A 16,414-nucleotide genomic window follows, 5' to 3' on the forward strand; every position below is an offset into this window, starting at 1 on the left:
CTGGCCTGATTTTCAATCAGTGCCAGAAAAGAGCCAGTAAAAAGCCGGGATCTGCATCCCGGCTTTTCTTACTTCTGGCAACCGGGGCACCAGTAAAACGGCCGGGACGATAGCGTCGTTTTCACAATGGTTTCTCCGCAGCGCTCGCAGGCCTGCCCTGCACGATGAAATACCTTAAAGCTGAAAATCGCGCCGTGATGGCGGTTTTCATCGCCTACACCCCGCGTTCGGTAGGAAAGTCGCGGTATTGCCAGCAGTGCTTCCGCCAGTACATCACACTGCGCATCACTCAGGTCCTCGGCCCGATGACTCGCCGCCAGCTCAGCCTGCCAGAGAATTTCAACCCGCAGGTAGTTACCCAATCCGGCGAGAAAGCTTTGATCGAGCAGCAGCCCGCTGAACTGACGACGGCGAAAGCGCTTCGACAGCAAACGCTCGCGTACCTGCTCAACCGTCAATTTCATATCCAGCACATCCGGCCCGACTCGGTTCAGAAACGGATGGGCGGCCACGCCGTTGGCATCCAGCAGTTCGATATCCGATGCGCTATATAAAAGCAGCGTTTTATCCGCCGTTGACAGTTTGACCCGCAGCACACGCTTGCTGTCAGGCTCTTTGCCGGTTGGCACCACGCGCCATATACCGTAAAGCTGATTGTGGCTGTATAGCGTCAGCCCGTTGGAAAAGTGAGTCAGTAAGGCCTTACCGCGCGTCTCAATTGCCGTAACCCGCTGCCCCACCAGCTCATGCTGACGGGCCTGCAGCGCAGGATAGGCGAACCAAACCTCGGTCAGCACTTTACCTTGAATTGCCTCTTCCAGGCGGTCCGCCGCCCGGCGAATTTCAGGACCTTCCGGCATGCAAACTCCGTTGCGTCTGTAAGAAAAAACCGGCGACAGAAACATTCCTGACGACGACCGTGGAATAATCAGCTTGTAAGGCTTTATGACCGGGAACGCTGCGCCGTTACAAAAAGAGAGTATCTTGACTAAGAATGGCGGATCTCATGGCAGGTAACATCGATTTGATGCGCACGAAAAGCCTGCCGGAGCCGCTGTGCAAAGTTAAGCGCGTGGGGGCCGTCGCCGTGCAGGCAGACTGTTTCCGCCCGAACGGCCACCCACTCCCCCGTCACGCTCTGCACTTCGCCACGCTGTACCATATCCAACGTCTGGCGAATCGCCAGCTCCGCCTCTTCGATTAATGCGCCCGGCTGGCCTCGCGGCACCAGTGAACCATCATACTGATAGCCGCGATCGGCAAACACTTCTTCACAGGTTACCAGCCCCTGCGACCGCGCAGCACGAATGGATTCACTACCGGCTAACCCGACCAGCACCAGTGCCGGATCGACAGCTTTTACCGCCTGAGCTATCGCCTCTGCCAGCGGTGCTTCTCTCGCCGCCTGGTTGTACAACATACCGTGAGGTTTGACGTGAACCAGCCTGCCGCCGAGGCTTTCAGTCAGCGCCTTCAGCGCGCCAACCTGATAAATCACCTGCGCATAGATCTCTTCCGGCGGCAGATGCATTGCCGTACGACCAAAGTTTTCCCGATCCGGAAAGCTGGGATGTGCGCCAATCGCCACGCCAGCCTCCAGCGCCTGTCGTACCGACTGCAACATGGTGGAGGCATCGCCTGCGTGGAAACCGCAGGCGATATTCACCGAGGTGACCAACGTCAGAAGCTCACGCTCGCCGGAGCATCCTTCACCGATATCAGCATTCAGATCGATCTTCATGCACGTAACCCCCAGGCGATCTGATCCAGAACTCGCTGCTGTTCCCTTTTGGCCCGCAGCGCCTCTTCCAGAGTACAGTGCACAAAGTGGATCGGCTCTCCCAACCGCAGCTGCGCCAGATGATAAAGATCCGCTTCAATGACGCAGGCAATGCGCGGATAGCCACCGGTTGTTTGTGCGTCGGCCAGCAGCACGATTGGCTGCCCTCCGGCGGGAACCTGGACTACGCCGGGAACCAGCCCGTGGGAAAGTAGTTCACGATCGGCATCGCGCTGTAGCTTACGCCCCTGCAGGCGGTATCCCATCCGGTTACTTTGCGGATCGAGCCGCCATGCAGTGCGCCAGAAGGCCTCACGGCTCTCGGCACTGAATTCATGATACTCCGGCCCTGGTAATGCGCGTACCCGGTTACCCCACAGCAATTGCCGTACGCCTGCGGGTTCACTAAAATCACACGTCGCGGCCCTCAGAGGAAGCCGATCGCCATCCTGAATCTTGCGCCCATCAAGCCCGCCAAAACCCGCTTTCAGATCGGTGCTCATCGACCCCAGCTGCGGTTCAACAGCAAAACCGCCATTGATGGCCAGATAGCTGCGCATACCACGCTGCGGCATACTTAAAGTCAGCCGCTGGCCTTTCTTTACTGCGGTTCGCCAGCCGGTCCAGACGGTCTTTCCGTCCAGTTTTGCGTTACAGCCCGCGCCGGTCAGTGCCAGCCAGCCGTCGCGGCCAAACTCCGCAGTAAACTGCCCAAGAGTGATTTCCAGCACCGCATCCTCCGGCGGGTTGCCTACCAGCATATTTGCGGTCTGCATTGCCGGATTATCCAGCGCTCCACATCGGCTGATGCCGTACTGACGCCAGCCGGTGCGACCAGCATCCTGGATGCTGGTGCTGATCCCGGCGCGAATGATTTTTAGCATATCCCCTCCTTCTGTGGCACAAAGCGCACCCGATCGCCGGACCGCAACAGCACCGGCGGCTGATGTCCAGGGGTGAATAGCATCGTTTTCGCCTGACCGATCAGTTGCCAGCCACCGGGTGTGGCCAGAGGATAAATACCAGTTTGTGCCCCGCCGATACCAACCGAACCGGCAGGAACCGTGAGCCGGGGATCGGCACGCCGTGGAGTGTACAGACGACGGTCAAGGCCGCCAAGATAAGGAAAACCAGGCTGGAAACCGATGAAGTAGACGACGTACTCCACTGCGCTGTGGCATTCAACCACCTGTGAGGCACTCATTTCGCAGTGATGTGCAACCTGATCCAGGTCGGGACCTGCCGCTCCACCGTAGATAACCGGTATCTCGATTAACCGTGACGCCGGTACCTGAACCTCGCTATTTTCCCACCACTGCTGCAGCCACTCGATGGCATCCAGTGCGGTTTGCTGCGGATCGCTTAACACGACGGTAATATTATTCATCCCGGGGACAACATCGATAACTTCAGGACGATCGTGAAGGCGCTGAGCCAGTCCCCATATTCGCTGCTGGCTGCTGAGTGAAACCGGCGGGTCCAGTTCCAGCACCACCGTGCGTTCTCCTAACAAATAACATCGTGCTCGCTGCACTCAAGCCTCCTGAGCGGAAGTGATAGCCATTAACGGACAGGAAAATAGTTATGCGAGATTGCGGTAACGGTGTCAACCCGCCGGGCTTCGACGATCGCACCCGGCAGGTTGCTTATCTGGGATCAGACCGGGTTATTGATATCGATAAAAGTGACATCCAGCCCGTGATTTTCTGCCAGCCACTCGCCGAGCGCCTGTATACCGCAGCGTTCGGTGGCGTGGTGACCGGCGCCATAAAAATGCAGCCCCTGCTCGCGCGCGCTGTGAATGGTCTGTTCGGAAGCTTCACCGCTGATAAACGCATCGACGCCGAACGCGGCGGCGGCATCAATAAAGCCCTGTCCGCCGCCGCTGCACCACGCCACGCGTTTAATCAGTGCCGGTGCATTGTCGCCACAGTGCAGAGGAGTGCGCCCCAGCGTATCTTCAATACGCTTCGCCAGCTGTTCACCGCTAACCGGCTGGGCAAATTCGCCCCAGAACAGCAGTTCTTCCACTTCACCTTTAACTTCAATCCCAAACAGCTTCGCCAGCAGCGCGTTGTTGCCCAGTTCAGGGTGCGCATCCAGCGGCAGATGCCAGCCAAACAGGTTAATGTCGTTTGCCAGCAGCGTTTTCAGGCGCTGGCGCTTCATCCCTTTGATAACAGAAGGTTCGTTCTTCCAGAAATAGCCGTGATGCACCAGTACAGCATCGGCTTCCAGCCGCACGGCTTCGTCGAGGAGTGCCTGGCAGGCGGTGACGCCGGTGACGATTTTTTTAATTTCGCTTCTGCCTTCAACCTGCAACCCGTTCGGGCCGTAATCTTTGAAGGCGGCGGCATTCAGTAACTGGTTAACCAGCTGTTCGAGTTCACTATTGCGCATAATTAATCCATCTGTTTTCGTGCAGCTTCAAAGGCGTCCAGCGTTTGCTGGCGTGCCTGTTTATGTTCCACGATCGGCACAGGATAATCGAGCTTTTGGTTAGTTTTCTTTGCCCACTCGTGGGGCTGATGGATATATTTTTCCGGCACCTGCCGCAGCTCTGGCAGCCACCGGCGGATAAACTCACCTGCCGCATCGAAACGTTCACCCTGTGTGGTCGGGTTAAAAATGCGGAAATAGGGTGCGGCATCGGTGCCGGTAGACGCGGCCCACTGCCAGCCGCCGTTGTTAGCCGCCAGGTCACCATCGATCAGCTGCGACATAAAGTAGCGTTCGCCCTCGCGCCAGTCGATTAGCAGATCTTTCACCAGAAAACTGGCAGTAATCATCCGCAGCCGGTTGTGCATCCAGCCAAGGCTGTTTAGCTGGCGCATAGCGGCATCGACAATCGGATAGCCTGTTTTGCCTTCCTGCCAGGCGGCAAGATGCCTGGGTTCATCGCGCCAGGCGACTTTTCGCGTCCAGCGAACAAAAGGCTGATGGCGGCACAGCGCCGGATAAGCCACGATCAAATGGCGATAAAACTCGCGCCAGATAAGCTCATTCAGCCAGACAAAAACCTTACCGTCTTCCAGTCCGCGCGGATGTTCTTTGAGCAGTCGATAAAGGCATTGACGCGGAGACAGCACGCCGATGGTCAAATAGACTGAAAGACGGCTGGTGCCGTCAAGCGCAGGCAAATCACGCCGGTCGGGGTAGTGTGTCACAGGCTGCTGGCTGAACTCCCGCAACCTGGCAATCGCGGCCTTCTCGCCGACGGGAAACAGCGAGCTGTCGACGGATTCTCGTGGATAGTTAAACGGCTTCAGCGGAGAAACGTCTTTTATCGGCCCGCTTTCTCGTGCGGCAGGTGCTGAAAAGCATTCAGGTAATCCTTCCTGCAGGCGCTTAACAAACGCCTTGCTGAACGGTGTAAACACCTTATACATCTCACGATTACCGGTCAGTACGCTGCCGGGAGGTAACAGCAGGCTATCGTCAAAACCCTGCGCCATCACATCATTATCAAACAGCACCCGTTCGGCAGCAGCATCACGCTGGCGCTCATTGACCTCGTACTGATAGTTATAGAACATCCGGTCAACATGGTGCTTCTGGCAAAAGTCCAGTAGCACATCTACGGAAGCGCTGAAATCATCACATTCAGCGAGGTGCAGCTCAATGCCCTTTTGCGCCAGCGATTGCTGCAGGTCCTGCAAATTCTGCCAGATAAACTCCGCCTGCTTCGCCGCCATATCATGGCTGTGCCACTGTTTCGGCGTGGCGATAAATAGCGCAATGACTTTTGCGCTGTTCGAGCGACAGGCGGCATAAAGGGCATGATTGTCATTGATGCGCAGATCGTTACGCAGCCAGACAAGGTGGGTTGTCATAATGTTCCCTGAATTTAATTAGTATCCATAACGCAGCCGCAGGGCTTCGGGATAAGGAGAGAAGTAACGCTGCGCGCTCAGCCAGGGATGCGGATACTGCGCCATATAGTGTTTCAGCAGGGTCATCGGTGCCAGTAAAGGCTGGATGCCACGGCGGTAACTGTCAATCAGCATGGACAGCTCCTGGCGCTGCGGCGAATTGAGCTCGCGACGGAAATAGCCCTGAACATGCATCAGTACATTGGTGTGGTTGCTGCGCGAGGCAGGCAGCTTCATCAAATCCATCAGCAGCTGGCGGTAGGCAAAAGCGAACTCCTCCAGCGATTCCCAGCGATCCATTTTTGCCACGAACGGGCCGATTTCCCGGTATTTTGGCTGGGAGTGGGCCAGCAGCAGCAGTTTGTATCGGCTGTGGTAGTCCATCAGTTTTGCCCGGGTCAGGCCACCTGCCCACAGCTGGTTAAATTCATGCAGCGCGTAAACGCGCGCGACAAAATTCTCCCGCAGGATAGGGTCGTGAAGCCGCCCGTCTTCTTCCACCGGCAGCCACGGCAGTTGTGCCATCAGCTCGCGGGTGAAAATGCCGACGCCCTCTTTTTGATTATTATTATTGTCAGGTTGATAGACACGGACGCGTTCCATGCCGCAGCTGGGCGATTTGGCACAAACAATGTAGCCGCACAGGTGGTGAAGCTGGGCCACCTTTTCAGCGGAAAACGCCTGCATATCTTCTGTGACGGCAGAGTTCTTCCCGCTGACGGCAGACTCTTTGCCGTTACTGAAGCGAAGGGCTACATCCCCGCCTTCAACTTGAGTCAAACGAAGTGCGGGTCGGGGAGCAGGTAAACCAATCGCCATTTCCGGGCAGATCGGTTCATAGTGAAGATAAGGGGCCAGCTCTTCTGCAGCGAAAACAGAACGCTTATGCCCACCGTCAAATCTCACCCGCTCACCCAGCAGGCAGGCACTGATGCCAACAGGAATTTTTTTGCTCATATCTATACAACCAAATAATTATTGTACAGGTTTGAGTGTAGATCAATTTCGCTATTTTTTCTCTTAAAACCTTAATCGCTGAATTTTTCGCAAAAAAAATCCCGCACTCCGGCGGGATAGTAAACAGAACAAATTCATTGAAATCGTTGGGGTTAGCTTTAGAGCTGTAACATCAAAGCGATACTTAATAAAAATCGCAGCAGGCCGATTCAGCTTCGGCCAGCCAGACGGGCTTATCGCTGGTTTTTACCCAAACACGATGCAGATAACTGTAAAAGCGGGCACGGTCGGCGCGGAAAAGCATAACCGGCAGCGCGAGCACACCGGCGAGCACTACCGCTGCACGACGCATGAAAATCCGCGTAGTGGAATAAGAGTGATAAAGATTCATACGTCCTCCTCAAATCGGCTAAAAGATTGTCTGTAATCTGAGCAAAATAATACCGCCTTTAATGTAATTTTACTACTGATCGGACCACTTTTTTGACGAAAAATTGTGCTGTTTTTGCTCTGACTGTAATTCTGTTACAGAATGGTTAATTAAGGCTTAAAAAAGCCGTTAATAAGATCGATTAATTAACAATTACCCTCCGGCAAAACTGCGATGGGCGAGCCGCATCATCTTTTGCTAAATTACCCGCCATAATGACGTTTTCCGGCAAGGCTCTCTGGCGGCCGGTGCGGAGGAACCTTGACCACTATTCTGATCGTTGAAGATGAAAAAGAGATCCGCCGTTTTCTGCGCGTGGTACTTGAAGGCGAAGGCTTTCGCGTGGTTGATGCCGATACACTCAGCCGCGGGTTAATTGAGGCCGCTACACGCAAGCCTGAGATGGCGATCCTCGATCTCGGATTGCCGGACGGCGACGGTATTCAGTTTATTCGCGAGGTACGTCAGTGGAGCAGTATGCCGGTGATTGTCCTGTCAGCCCGCAGTGACGAACAGGACAAAATCAACGCGCTGGATGCCGGTGCGGATGATTTCCTGACGAAACCTTTCGGCGTGGGTGAACTGCTGGCGAGAGTGCGTGTTGCCCTGCGCCACCGTCCAAGTTCCACCAGCAGCAGTGAAAAGGCGCAAATTACCTTTGGCGAGGTCAGCGTCGATATTGCTGCCCGGCGAGTCACACGCGATGGCAGCGATCTGCATTTGACGCCGATTGAATTTCGTCTGCTGGTCAGCCTGCTGAATCATCCAGGCAAAGTGATGACCCAGCGCCAGCTGCTGGTTCAGGTCTGGGGACCTAATGCGGTTGAGCACAGCCACTACCTGCGGATCTATATGGGGCACCTTCGCCAAAAACTGGAACGCGATCCTGCCCAGCCGCAGCATTTGCTGACGGAAACCGGCGTTGGCTATCGCTTTATTCCCTGAATCACGGCAATAAAAAAGGCCATTCAGTGAATGGCCTTTTCATATTTACTGCAAAAATAACGTCAGACTCAGGCGTTTTTCAACACCGCGCTAACGATCTCTACTGCTTCTTTCTCTATCTTCTCGCGATGCTCGGCACCGAGGAAGCTTTCACAGTAAATTTTGTAGGCATCTTCAGTACCTGAAGGACGCGCGGCAAACCAGCCGTTTTTGGTCATCACTTTCAGGCCACCAATGGAGGCTCCGTTGCCTGGCGCGGCGGTCAGACGATCGGTGATCGGATCGCCTGCCAGCGTGTCTGCACTCACCATTTCCGGCGAAAGCTTCGACAGCGCGGCTTTCTGAGCAGACGTTGCCGCTGCCTGGATACGGTTGTAGCTTGGGGCACCAAAACGCGCGGCCAGTTCATCATAGTGCTGCTGCGGATTCTTACCGGTTACGGCGGTGATTTCTGCCGCCAGCAGACACATGATGATACCGTCTTTGTCGGTCGACCATGGGGTGCCGTCGAAGCGCAGGAAGGATGCACCCGCGCTCTCTTCACCGCCGAATCCGAAGGTCCCGTCAAACAGGCCATCAACGAACCACTTAAAGCCCACCGGCACTTCCACCAGCTTACGGCCGATATCGTCAACCACACGGTCAATCATTGCACTGGACACCAGCGTTTTGCCGACTGCAACATCTTTGCCCCACTGCGGACGATGCTGGAACAGATAGTTCACCGCAACCGCCAGATAGTGGTTAGGATTCATCAATCCGGCAGGCGTGACAATACCGTGGCGGTCATAATCCGGGTCGTTAGCAAACGCCAGATCGAACTTGTCGCGCAGCGCCAGCAGGCCCGCCATTGCACACTCGGATGAGCAGTCCATACGGATCACGCCATCTTTATCCAGGTGCATAAAGCGGAAAGTCTGATCGACCGCATCGTTAACGATGGTCAGATCGAGCTTGTAGAACTCAGCGATCCGCTGCCAGTAGGCAATGCCGGAGCCACCCAACGGATCGACGCCAATTTTCAGGCCCGCTTTCTGGATTGCCGGGATATCAACGATCTGCGCCAGGCCTTCGATGTACGGCTGGATCAGATCCTGCTCCTGCAGATGGCCGCTGGCCCATGCCTGATCCAGAGAAATACGCTTAACGTCTTTCAGACCGCCCTTAATTAAGGCATTGGCACGATCTTCCACCACTTTGGTGACGTTGGTATCCGCCGGTCCGCCGTTTGGCGGATTATATTTGATGCCGCCATCTTCCGGTGGATTGTGGGAAGGCGTAATCACAATGCCGTCCGCCAGTGCCGCGCCAGCTTTATTATGCTCAAGGATGGCGTTGGAAATCGCAGGGGTCGGCGTATAGCCATTATCCTGCTGCACAATCACATCCACACCGTTTGCCGCCAGCACTTCCAGCACCGAGATAATCGCCGGTTCTGACAACGCATGGGTGTCCTTACCGACGTAGCAAGGCCCGGTCACGCCGTTCTTTTTACGTTCTTCGGCAATAGCCTGAGCAATAGCCAGGATATGCGTTTCATTGAAACTGTGACGACCCGCGCTACCGCGATGACCTGAGGTGCCGAATTTTACTGCATGTTCAGCATTACCCAATTCAGGCTGCAATACGTAGTACTGCGATGTTAGCTGTGCAACGTTAATTAAATCGCTCTGCCGGGCTGGCTGCCCGGCACGGGGGTGATTGGCCATTGGCGCTTCTCCCTGACGCTTCGGTTAAAGGGTACCGCAAACTTTCTCGGTCAGTTCCGCCGGGAACTGCATCGATAACATGATATGTTCCACCATGCTGCGCTTGCGGCCGGTATTAGTGTTGGTGATTACCCAGTAAGGGGTACCCGGAATATGCTGAGGCTTGGTATGCGTACCATTCTGAGTCAGCGTCTGCTGGTTACCCGCGAAATAGACCCGCGTGCGGCCATGCAGCGACTCGGTGGCATCGCCAAAGGCTTTGGCGTCCAGGGTGTATAAAGTCGATAAAATCAGCATAAACCTGTTCACCACTTTCTTCTGCTCGGCATATTCGTCAGAAAGCAGCAGTTCACGCACGGCGCGAACGCGATCCTGCGGGCGAGGTTCAGATTTCACGACAGCGGGCTCTTTAACCACCTGGGCAACGGGTGCCGCAGGCGCGGTCTGCCCCGCAGTGAACTTCAGCATACGGCGTAAAATGTCCGATGCGCTTTCCCCAATATGCTGAGTATGGCTGGCAATATAGCGGTATAGCTCTTCGTCGACTTCTATCGTTTTCATCTTTATCCAGTACGGTTGTTGCTTCTATCAGAATCGAGCGCAAAAACAGATACGATCTTCAGGATCGTCTGCTTTCTGGAACCCGGATCCTAACTTCAGGATTATAAAGTTAAATCCAGCCCGGGTGTAGCCTAAGCCCTCTTTGCCAGCAAAAGTCAGAATTTGCCGTAAAAAGATCGTTGGCAGCGCCTGTGCTACCCCCGGCAGAAAATGTAAAATCCATGATACCCTAAGCCTTCGTCCCAACTGTAAGAACTTTGCTATGAATTTGAATGTCCGCCTGCAATCTGAACAATCTGCAACAAACGATCTGCCTCTGGTATTGATCCACGGGCTTTTTGGCAGTCTTGATAACCTGGGAATCCTCGCTCGTGACCTCAAGCAGAACCGTCGGCTGATTCAGATTGATGTACGCAATCATGGTCTTTCGCCACGCTCGAACGAAATGAGCTACGCGCTGATGGCGCAGGACGTGCTGGAAACGTTAGACGGGCTGGGCATTGAGCGTTTCGGCGTTATCGGCCATTCAATGGGCGGCAAAATCGCCATGATGCTAACCGCACTGGCACCGGACCGCGTGGCAGGACTGGTGGTGATTGATATGGCACCGGTCGCCTACCCTACCCGCCATCATGATGATATCTTCGCCGCGCTCCAGGCAGTTACCCATGCTGGTATCACCTCGCGTAGTCAGGCCGCAGCGCTCATGCGCCAGACATTGACGGAAGAGGGTGTGATCCAGTTTCTGTTAAAATCTTTCCACGAAGGTGAATGGCGTTTTAATGTCCCGGTGCTGTATCAATGCTACGACCAGATTATTGGCTGGCAGCCAGTGCCTGCCTGGCCGCATCCTGCGCTGTTCATTCGCGGCGAGCGTTCACCCTACCTGGCCGATGAATATCGTGACGCACTGCTGGCACAGTTTCCTCAGGCGCGGGCGCATGTTGTGGCCGGGGCCGGTCACTGGGTTCACGCTGAAAAACCTGATGCAGTTTTACGCGCAATTCGTCGATTTTTTGTGCTGTAAAAACAATTATTTCCCTATGTTGTTAAAACATTGTCGTCATCACTTTCACTGGGGTATGATGCGCGCTGACATTTTTCCGCTGGTGATTTTTACGGCGGATAACGGCCTGACACATCAGAAATCCAGCCTTTCAGTATCACTAATCTATGGCAAAAGAGAACACGGACCGCACAACGATCGATCTGTTCGCAGATGAACGTCGCCCGGGACGACCGAAAACTAATCCGCTGACGCGTGATGAGCAGCTGCGCATCAATAAACGTAATCAGCTTAAACGCGATAAAGTTCGCGGGCTTAAGCGTGTCGAGCTGAAAATGAACAGTGAAGCCGTTGACGCACTTAACCAACTGGCCGAAGCGCGCAATATGAGCCGCAGTGAACTGATTGAAGAGATGTTGCTAAACCAGTTAAAACACCTTCAGTCCTGAATACACCGCGTGCTATCAACGCACAAAGCGACAAATGCCGCAGGATTACTCATTTATCCATTGACGGCGGTCTGCTATTATTACGGCTATCTGCAAAAATTTTGGCAGCCACCATATCATTAAGATTCAAGAGGTTATTAAACTCATGGCAATCGTAGGCATTTTCTTTGGCAGCGATACAGGCAATACGGAAAACATTGCAAAGATGATCCAGAAACAGCTGGGTAAAGACGTTGCAGAAGTTCGTGATATTGCCAAAAGCAGCAAAGAAGACCTTGAAGCCTTCGACATTCTGCTGCTGGGCATTCCCACCTGGTATTACGGTGAAGCCCAGTGTGACTGGGATGACTTTTTCCCTACGCTGGAAGAGATCGACTTCAACGGTAAGCTGGTAGCCCTGTTCGGCTGTGGCGATCAGGAAGACTACTCAGAATACTTCTGCGATGCGATGGGCACTATCCGCGACATCATTGAACCAAACGGTGCGATCCTGGTGGGCCAGTGGCCGACCGAAGGCTACAATTTCGAAGCTTCTAAAGGCCTGGCGGATGACAACCACTTCCTGGGTCTGGCGATTGACGAAGATCGTCAGCCAGAACTGACCAACGAGCGCGTTGATAAGTGGGTTAAGCAAATTTTTGATGAACTTCAGTTGAAAGAAATCATCGAAGCCTAAGCTAAACGGCCTGATGTGAGAGACATCTCACATCAGGCCAGTGATTTTTCCTATAGAAGTAATAGATACGTATTTGTAACTTCCACCTGTAAAAATGTACAATAACCCTATCGGTTACCCGCTTTCTCATCCTTCAGCCTCTCTAAACGATCTTTTGCGATCGCCGTGCGGCGGAGTGAGATAGAGCGAAATGTTAACTTTGTAAGATTTGGACGCAGGCCTCACTGGACGTAATGACATTAATCCTTACATCCAATAGTGGTATCAGGCATTCCTTGTTGTTTTCATTTCGATGTATGAGTTCTATACTGTGACGCATCCAACTCTAGCGTCAACCGATGTTCAGGGCTTTTCAGCCACTAAGTGACTAGCAAAGTAACAGGACAATATCCGCATGACTGACAACAATACCGCATTAAAGAAGGCCGGCCTGAAAGTCACGCTTCCACGACTGAAAATTCTGGAAGTGCTTCAGGAACCAGAAGGCCATCACGTCAGTGCGGAAGACTTGTATAAGCGCCTGATTGATATGGGCGAAGAAATCGGTTTAGCCACGGTCTACCGCGTGCTTAACCAGTTTGATGACGCAGGGATCGTTACCCGTCATAACTTTGAAGGCGGTAAATCCGTTTTCGAACTGACTCAGCAGCACCACCACGATCATCTGATCTGCCTGGACTGCGGTAAAGTTATTGAATTCCGCGACGAGTATATCGAAGCACGTCAGCGTGAAATCGCGACTCGCCACGGAATCAAGCTGAGCAATCACAGCCTGTATCTCTATGGCCATTGCTCTAAGGGCGACTGCCGCGAAGACGATACGCTGCACGACGAGTAATCCGTTCTGAAATCAGTATGAAACCGGTGGCTATGCCCACCGGTTTTTTTTGCGCGTTATCCGGCATAGACCGGCAGGACGTTCCAGTACGAAAGTATGGAAACCAGCGCATTCACCGCGCCGAAGATCAGCACCAGAACGATCGGTGCCGTCCCTCCTCTCACCTGCCAGGCAGCGTTGGTGAAACGTTGTCGGGCCTTTCTCGCCAGCATTGCCGGAGTGATCACCGCCCACAGCGTAGCCGCCAGCCCGGCATAACCAATCGCCACAAGAAAGCCGTTTGGCCAGATCATCGCCGCCGTCAGCGGAAGAATAAAGGTGACCACCGTCGTTTTTAACCGACCGAAGGCTGAACGATCAAACTTAAACAGATCGGCAAGATAGTCGAAGAACCCCAGACTGACACCGAGGAATGAACAGGCGACGGCAAAGTTCGAGAAGATATCCAGCAGCAGATTCAGATAGGGGCTGTGCAGCACACCCGACAGTGCGGCGACCAGCACGTCGATATTTCCGCCCTGTGCTGCAATCGCTTTGAATTCGTGGCGCGGGATATTGCCCATCGTGCCAATAATCCAGATAAAGTAGATCACCAGTGCCAGCAGTGTGCCAAACACCAGACAGCGACAAACCCGGCTGCCGTTCTTTTGATAGTAGCTGACCAGCCCGGCGATATTACCGTGATAGCCAAATGAAGCGAGGCAAAATGGGATCACCATCCACAGATAGCGCAGGTAGTGGCTTTCCTCCCCATGACTGTCCAGCAGTTTCACCGGTTCGATATGCCACAGCAGTCCGCCAAAGATAATCAAAAACGTAATCACTTTCGCGCCGAGAAAAATCAGCGTCATACGACTGACCATTGCCGTACCCAGCCAGATAAACAGCGCTACCAGTAGCGTAAAAGCGAACCCAGCGCTGCGGGCAGAAACCGGCAATGATAGCTGGCTCAGCGTATGCTGGATAATCGCTCCACTGGCGGAGATATAGGCATAGGTCAGTATCCCCAGAACAAAGGCGACGGACAGACCGTTAATCAGATTCCAGCCCCGTCCCAACAAATCGCGAGTGATCGTGTCGAAGCTGGAACCGGCCGGATAATGCAGACTGGCCTCCAAAAACAGCAACCCGGAAAGCAACATGCAGAACCAGGTGATAATCAGTAATGCTGACGACCAGAGAAACCATGCACCGGACATCACCACCGGTAACGAGAACATCCCGGCACCGATAATCGTGCCGCTAATAATTAGCGTTCCCCAGAGTGTAGAAGGCAGGCGGGCGGGGGAAACCGGTAAATCCATGACTAATCCTTAGCAAAAAACGGAAACTTACCGCCATCACCGGAATTATTCACTGGATGCACGGCATTAACGCCGCATATTCTACACCAGGCCGCACCCGCGAACTAGTACAATAATCAGTTTGCTACCATGGTTTCCTGCAGATAACGCCAGCTCGGCGGCTGGGTTGCGCAGTTAATGACCGCCAGCGAAATACGATGCGAATGATTATTCTGCTGCTGTTGCAGTTCGTGATACTGGATGACCACCTCATCCCCCCGCTGCGAAATAACGTTGAACTGCTCAATGCTTATCGTCATCCCCTGACGCGCGCCGGTTAAGCGGTTGAATAAGTCCTCAACGTCTGCCAGTGCCAGGCTTTTACCGGTCGGGGTGACCATCACAAAATCTTCAGCAAAATGCGTGAGCAGCTCAGCAGTCTTGCTGCCGTCGCCGTGAAAGACAGCCTCAATCAGCTGATGCAGAACAATGACGCTCTGTGATGCCTTGTTAGTAAGATCGATCATTGGATTTCCTTATGAAAACGTCGTTGATAAATTAGCCACAGCGGCAGTAAACCGCTCACGGCTGCAATAATAAATGCCAGATGCCACGCCAGTTCACCAGGAAAATAACGGCTCAGCACCGCCAGCAGTAGCGTAAACAACGCGGTGCCGAGGCTGAACGTCAGCTGCCGGTTAATATTCCACAGCGTACTTCCCCCACTCATTTGCTGCTCGTTCAGTTCAATTAACGCCGTGGTCTGCGCGCAGTTTGCGGCAATCCCGCCGCCAATCCCCATCAGCAGATAGGCCGCACACAGGATCCCACTGCTACTTGTATCACTGACTAAGGACAGCAGCACAATGCCGCCGCTATGCAGCAACATGCCGCAGGTGAATAAGCGATGTGCGCCTGCGCGATAATAAATCCGCCCGGCCACCAGCATCGCCGCCAGCGCGCCGACGCCGTAAAGCAGCATAAAGCTACCGGTATGCCCGGCACTGAAATGCAAAACCTGCTGCAGGTAGAAAATGTTAAGCAGGTTAACCCCGGTAAACACGCCCGGAACGGCATAGTAAACGGCGATGGACAGATTCAATTGAGGATTGCGCAGCAGACTGAGATCGAGAATGGCCTTCGGCTGGCGGCGGTAGTGCCGTAGATAGCCCCACCCCAGCAGTAAAGAAACGCCCAGCCATAATGCAGCCTGCGGTACAGCGTGCTGCTCGCTAAACAGCGACAGGCTTCTCAACAGCGTACCCAAAGTGCCGCAGATCAGAATGATTCCGGTGATATCTGCACGTGTGCGCTCAATTGCCTGTGGGCGAATCCATATCGCCGCCAGCAGTGCCGCAAGCAGGCTGAAAGGAATATTGCTATAGAAGATCCAGCGCCAGGAAAGCACATCCACCAACATGCCCCCCAGCAGAGGGGACAGCGCCGGGGCAATCAGCGCTACGCACATGATCAACGTCGATATAGCGGCGCGCTGCCGCCCCTGAAACAAATTAAAGGTTAGCGCCTGCCCTACCGGTATCAGCAACCCTCCACCCGCGCCCTGGATAAAACGCCATGCAACCAGCGTGCTAAAAGAGTCGGCCTGCGCACAGCCCAGCGCAGCGATGCTGAAAATCAGCATTGAGGCGACGATGGTCTGCCGGGTGCCAAAGCGTGAAGCCAGCCAGCCGCTCAACGGCACGATCAGCGTCAGCCCCAGAATATAACTATTAGCCACCCAACTGATGGATTCCGTCGCCACGGACATCTGCGCCGCAATCGACGGTAGCGCAATGGCTGACATAAAAATATTAATACAATCAATGAAAAAGCCGAGCAGAAAGATCGCTGCAACCCGATAACCATAGTGCATTGTCATACCTCCACGCGCAGCATAGCGGTGGTTGA

General features: G+C 54.0%; 18 protein-coding genes. 5 read left to right on the plus strand and 13 right to left on the minus strand.

All coding sequences use genetic code 11. From position 1 onward, the window contains the following. Positions 1–68 precede the first annotated feature (68 nt). From nei to OMR58_RS19875, 8 genes are all read right to left on the minus strand, one after another. Positions 69–860 (minus strand): endonuclease VIII, encoded by a 792-nt coding sequence (gene nei / locus OMR58_RS19840; RefSeq protein WP_264546748.1) that lies wholly within the window; start codon positions 858–860, stop codon positions 69–71. Positions 861–988: 128 nt separating this feature from the next. Continuing rightward, a complete protein-coding gene (gene pxpA / locus OMR58_RS19845; RefSeq protein WP_105591077.1) occupies positions 989–1,741 on the minus strand; it encodes a 5-oxoprolinase subunit PxpA in 753 nt (250 codons plus the stop codon). Then, positions 1,738–2,664 carry a 5-oxoprolinase subunit PxpC gene (gene pxpC, locus OMR58_RS19850; protein ID WP_200559821.1) on the minus strand — a complete coding sequence of 309 codons (927 nt, stop codon included), beginning with the start codon at positions 2,662–2,664 and terminating at the stop codon, positions 1,738–1,740. Before pxpC ends, pxpA begins: the two co-directional genes overlap by 4 nt. Next, a complete protein-coding gene (gene pxpB, locus OMR58_RS19855; RefSeq protein ID WP_200559822.1) occupies positions 2,658–3,314 on the minus strand; it encodes a 5-oxoprolinase subunit PxpB in 657 nt (218 codons plus the stop codon). The genes pxpC and pxpB overlap by 7 nt, the downstream gene beginning before the upstream one ends. A 122-nt stretch (positions 3,315–3,436) precedes the next feature. Then, a complete protein-coding gene (locus tag OMR58_RS19860; protein ID WP_105591074.1) occupies positions 3,437–4,180 on the minus strand; it encodes a type 2 GTP cyclohydrolase I in 744 nt (247 codons plus the stop codon). A 2-nt stretch (positions 4,181–4,182) separates the two neighbouring features. Beyond that, complete coding sequence (phrB, locus tag OMR58_RS19865) at positions 4,183–5,613, minus strand: deoxyribodipyrimidine photo-lyase (RefSeq protein ID WP_200559823.1); 1,431 nt, start codon at positions 5,611–5,613, stop codon at positions 4,183–4,185. Between the two features lie 18 nt (positions 5,614–5,631). After that, positions 5,632–6,609: a DUF523 and DUF1722 domain-containing protein gene (locus OMR58_RS19870; RefSeq protein ID WP_200559824.1), complete on the minus strand. Its 978-nt coding sequence runs from the start codon at positions 6,607–6,609 to the stop codon at positions 5,632–5,634. A gap of 184 nt (positions 6,610–6,793) precedes the next feature. Next, on the minus strand, positions 6,794–7,000 hold the full coding sequence (locus tag OMR58_RS19875) for a YbfA family protein (RefSeq protein WP_200559825.1): 207 nt from the start codon (positions 6,998–7,000) through the stop codon (positions 6,794–6,796). Positions 7,001–7,300: 300 nt separating this feature from the next. On the opposite strand from OMR58_RS19875, the gene kdpE reads away from it, so the two are divergent. Continuing rightward, complete coding sequence (gene kdpE, locus OMR58_RS19880) at positions 7,301–7,984, plus strand: two-component system response regulator KdpE (RefSeq protein WP_264546749.1); 684 nt, start codon at positions 7,301–7,303, stop codon at positions 7,982–7,984. Positions 7,985–8,052: 68 nt separating this feature from the next. Here the strand turns inward: kdpE and pgm are convergent, their stop codons facing one another. Together pgm and seqA are read right to left on the minus strand one after the other, a co-directional pair. Beyond that, positions 8,053–9,693: a phosphoglucomutase (alpha-D-glucose-1,6-bisphosphate-dependent) gene (gene pgm, locus OMR58_RS19885; RefSeq protein WP_264546750.1), complete on the minus strand. Its 1,641-nt coding sequence runs from the start codon at positions 9,691–9,693 to the stop codon at positions 8,053–8,055. A 24-nt stretch (positions 9,694–9,717) separates the two neighbouring features. Further along, a complete protein-coding gene (gene seqA / locus OMR58_RS19890) occupies positions 9,718–10,254 on the minus strand; it encodes a replication initiation negative regulator SeqA (protein ID WP_105591068.1) in 537 nt (178 codons plus the stop codon). A gap of 262 nt (positions 10,255–10,516) precedes the next feature. Between seqA and ybfF the strand changes: the two genes are divergently transcribed. The 4 genes from ybfF (at position 10,517) to fur (ending at position 13,223) form a co-directional block, all read left to right on the plus strand. Continuing rightward, positions 10,517–11,281, plus strand: a complete 765-nt coding sequence (gene ybfF / locus OMR58_RS19895; RefSeq protein WP_264546751.1) for an esterase — start codon at positions 10,517–10,519, stop codon at positions 11,279–11,281. A 146-nt stretch (positions 11,282–11,427) separates the two neighbouring features. After that, entirely contained in the window at positions 11,428–11,709 is a 282-nt protein-coding gene (gene ybfE, locus OMR58_RS19900; RefSeq protein WP_105591066.1) for a LexA regulated protein, read from the plus strand. A gap of 145 nt (positions 11,710–11,854) precedes the next feature. Further along, positions 11,855–12,385, plus strand: coding sequence for a flavodoxin FldA (gene fldA, locus OMR58_RS19905; protein WP_123336569.1), 531 nt, complete (start codon positions 11,855–11,857; stop codon positions 12,383–12,385). A 394-nt stretch (positions 12,386–12,779) separates the two neighbouring features. Further along, a complete protein-coding gene (fur, locus tag OMR58_RS19910; RefSeq protein ID WP_105591064.1) occupies positions 12,780–13,223 on the plus strand; it encodes a ferric iron uptake transcriptional regulator in 444 nt (147 codons plus the stop codon). Positions 13,224–13,279: 56 nt separating this feature from the next. On the opposite strand, the gene mtr is transcribed toward fur, so the two are convergent. The 3 genes from mtr to OMR58_RS19925 all read right to left on the minus strand — a co-directional run bounded on the left by mtr (position 13,280) and on the right by OMR58_RS19925 (position 16,379). Continuing rightward, complete coding sequence (mtr, locus tag OMR58_RS19915; protein WP_264546752.1) at positions 13,280–14,527, minus strand: tryptophan permease; 1,248 nt, start codon at positions 14,525–14,527, stop codon at positions 13,280–13,282. A gap of 116 nt (positions 14,528–14,643) precedes the next feature. Further along, positions 14,644–15,033: a hypothetical protein gene (locus tag OMR58_RS19920; protein ID WP_264546753.1), complete on the minus strand. Its 390-nt coding sequence runs from the start codon at positions 15,031–15,033 to the stop codon at positions 14,644–14,646. Continuing rightward, complete coding sequence (locus OMR58_RS19925) at positions 15,030–16,379, minus strand: MFS transporter (protein WP_264546754.1); 1,350 nt, start codon at positions 16,377–16,379, stop codon at positions 15,030–15,032. The genes OMR58_RS19920 and OMR58_RS19925 overlap by 4 nt, the downstream gene beginning before the upstream one ends. Positions 16,380–16,414: the final 35 nt, after the last annotated feature.

The organism is Erwinia sp. INIA01, assembly GCF_025947915.1.
Lineage (GTDB): Bacteria > Pseudomonadota > Gammaproteobacteria > Enterobacterales > Enterobacteriaceae > Erwinia > Erwinia coffeiphila.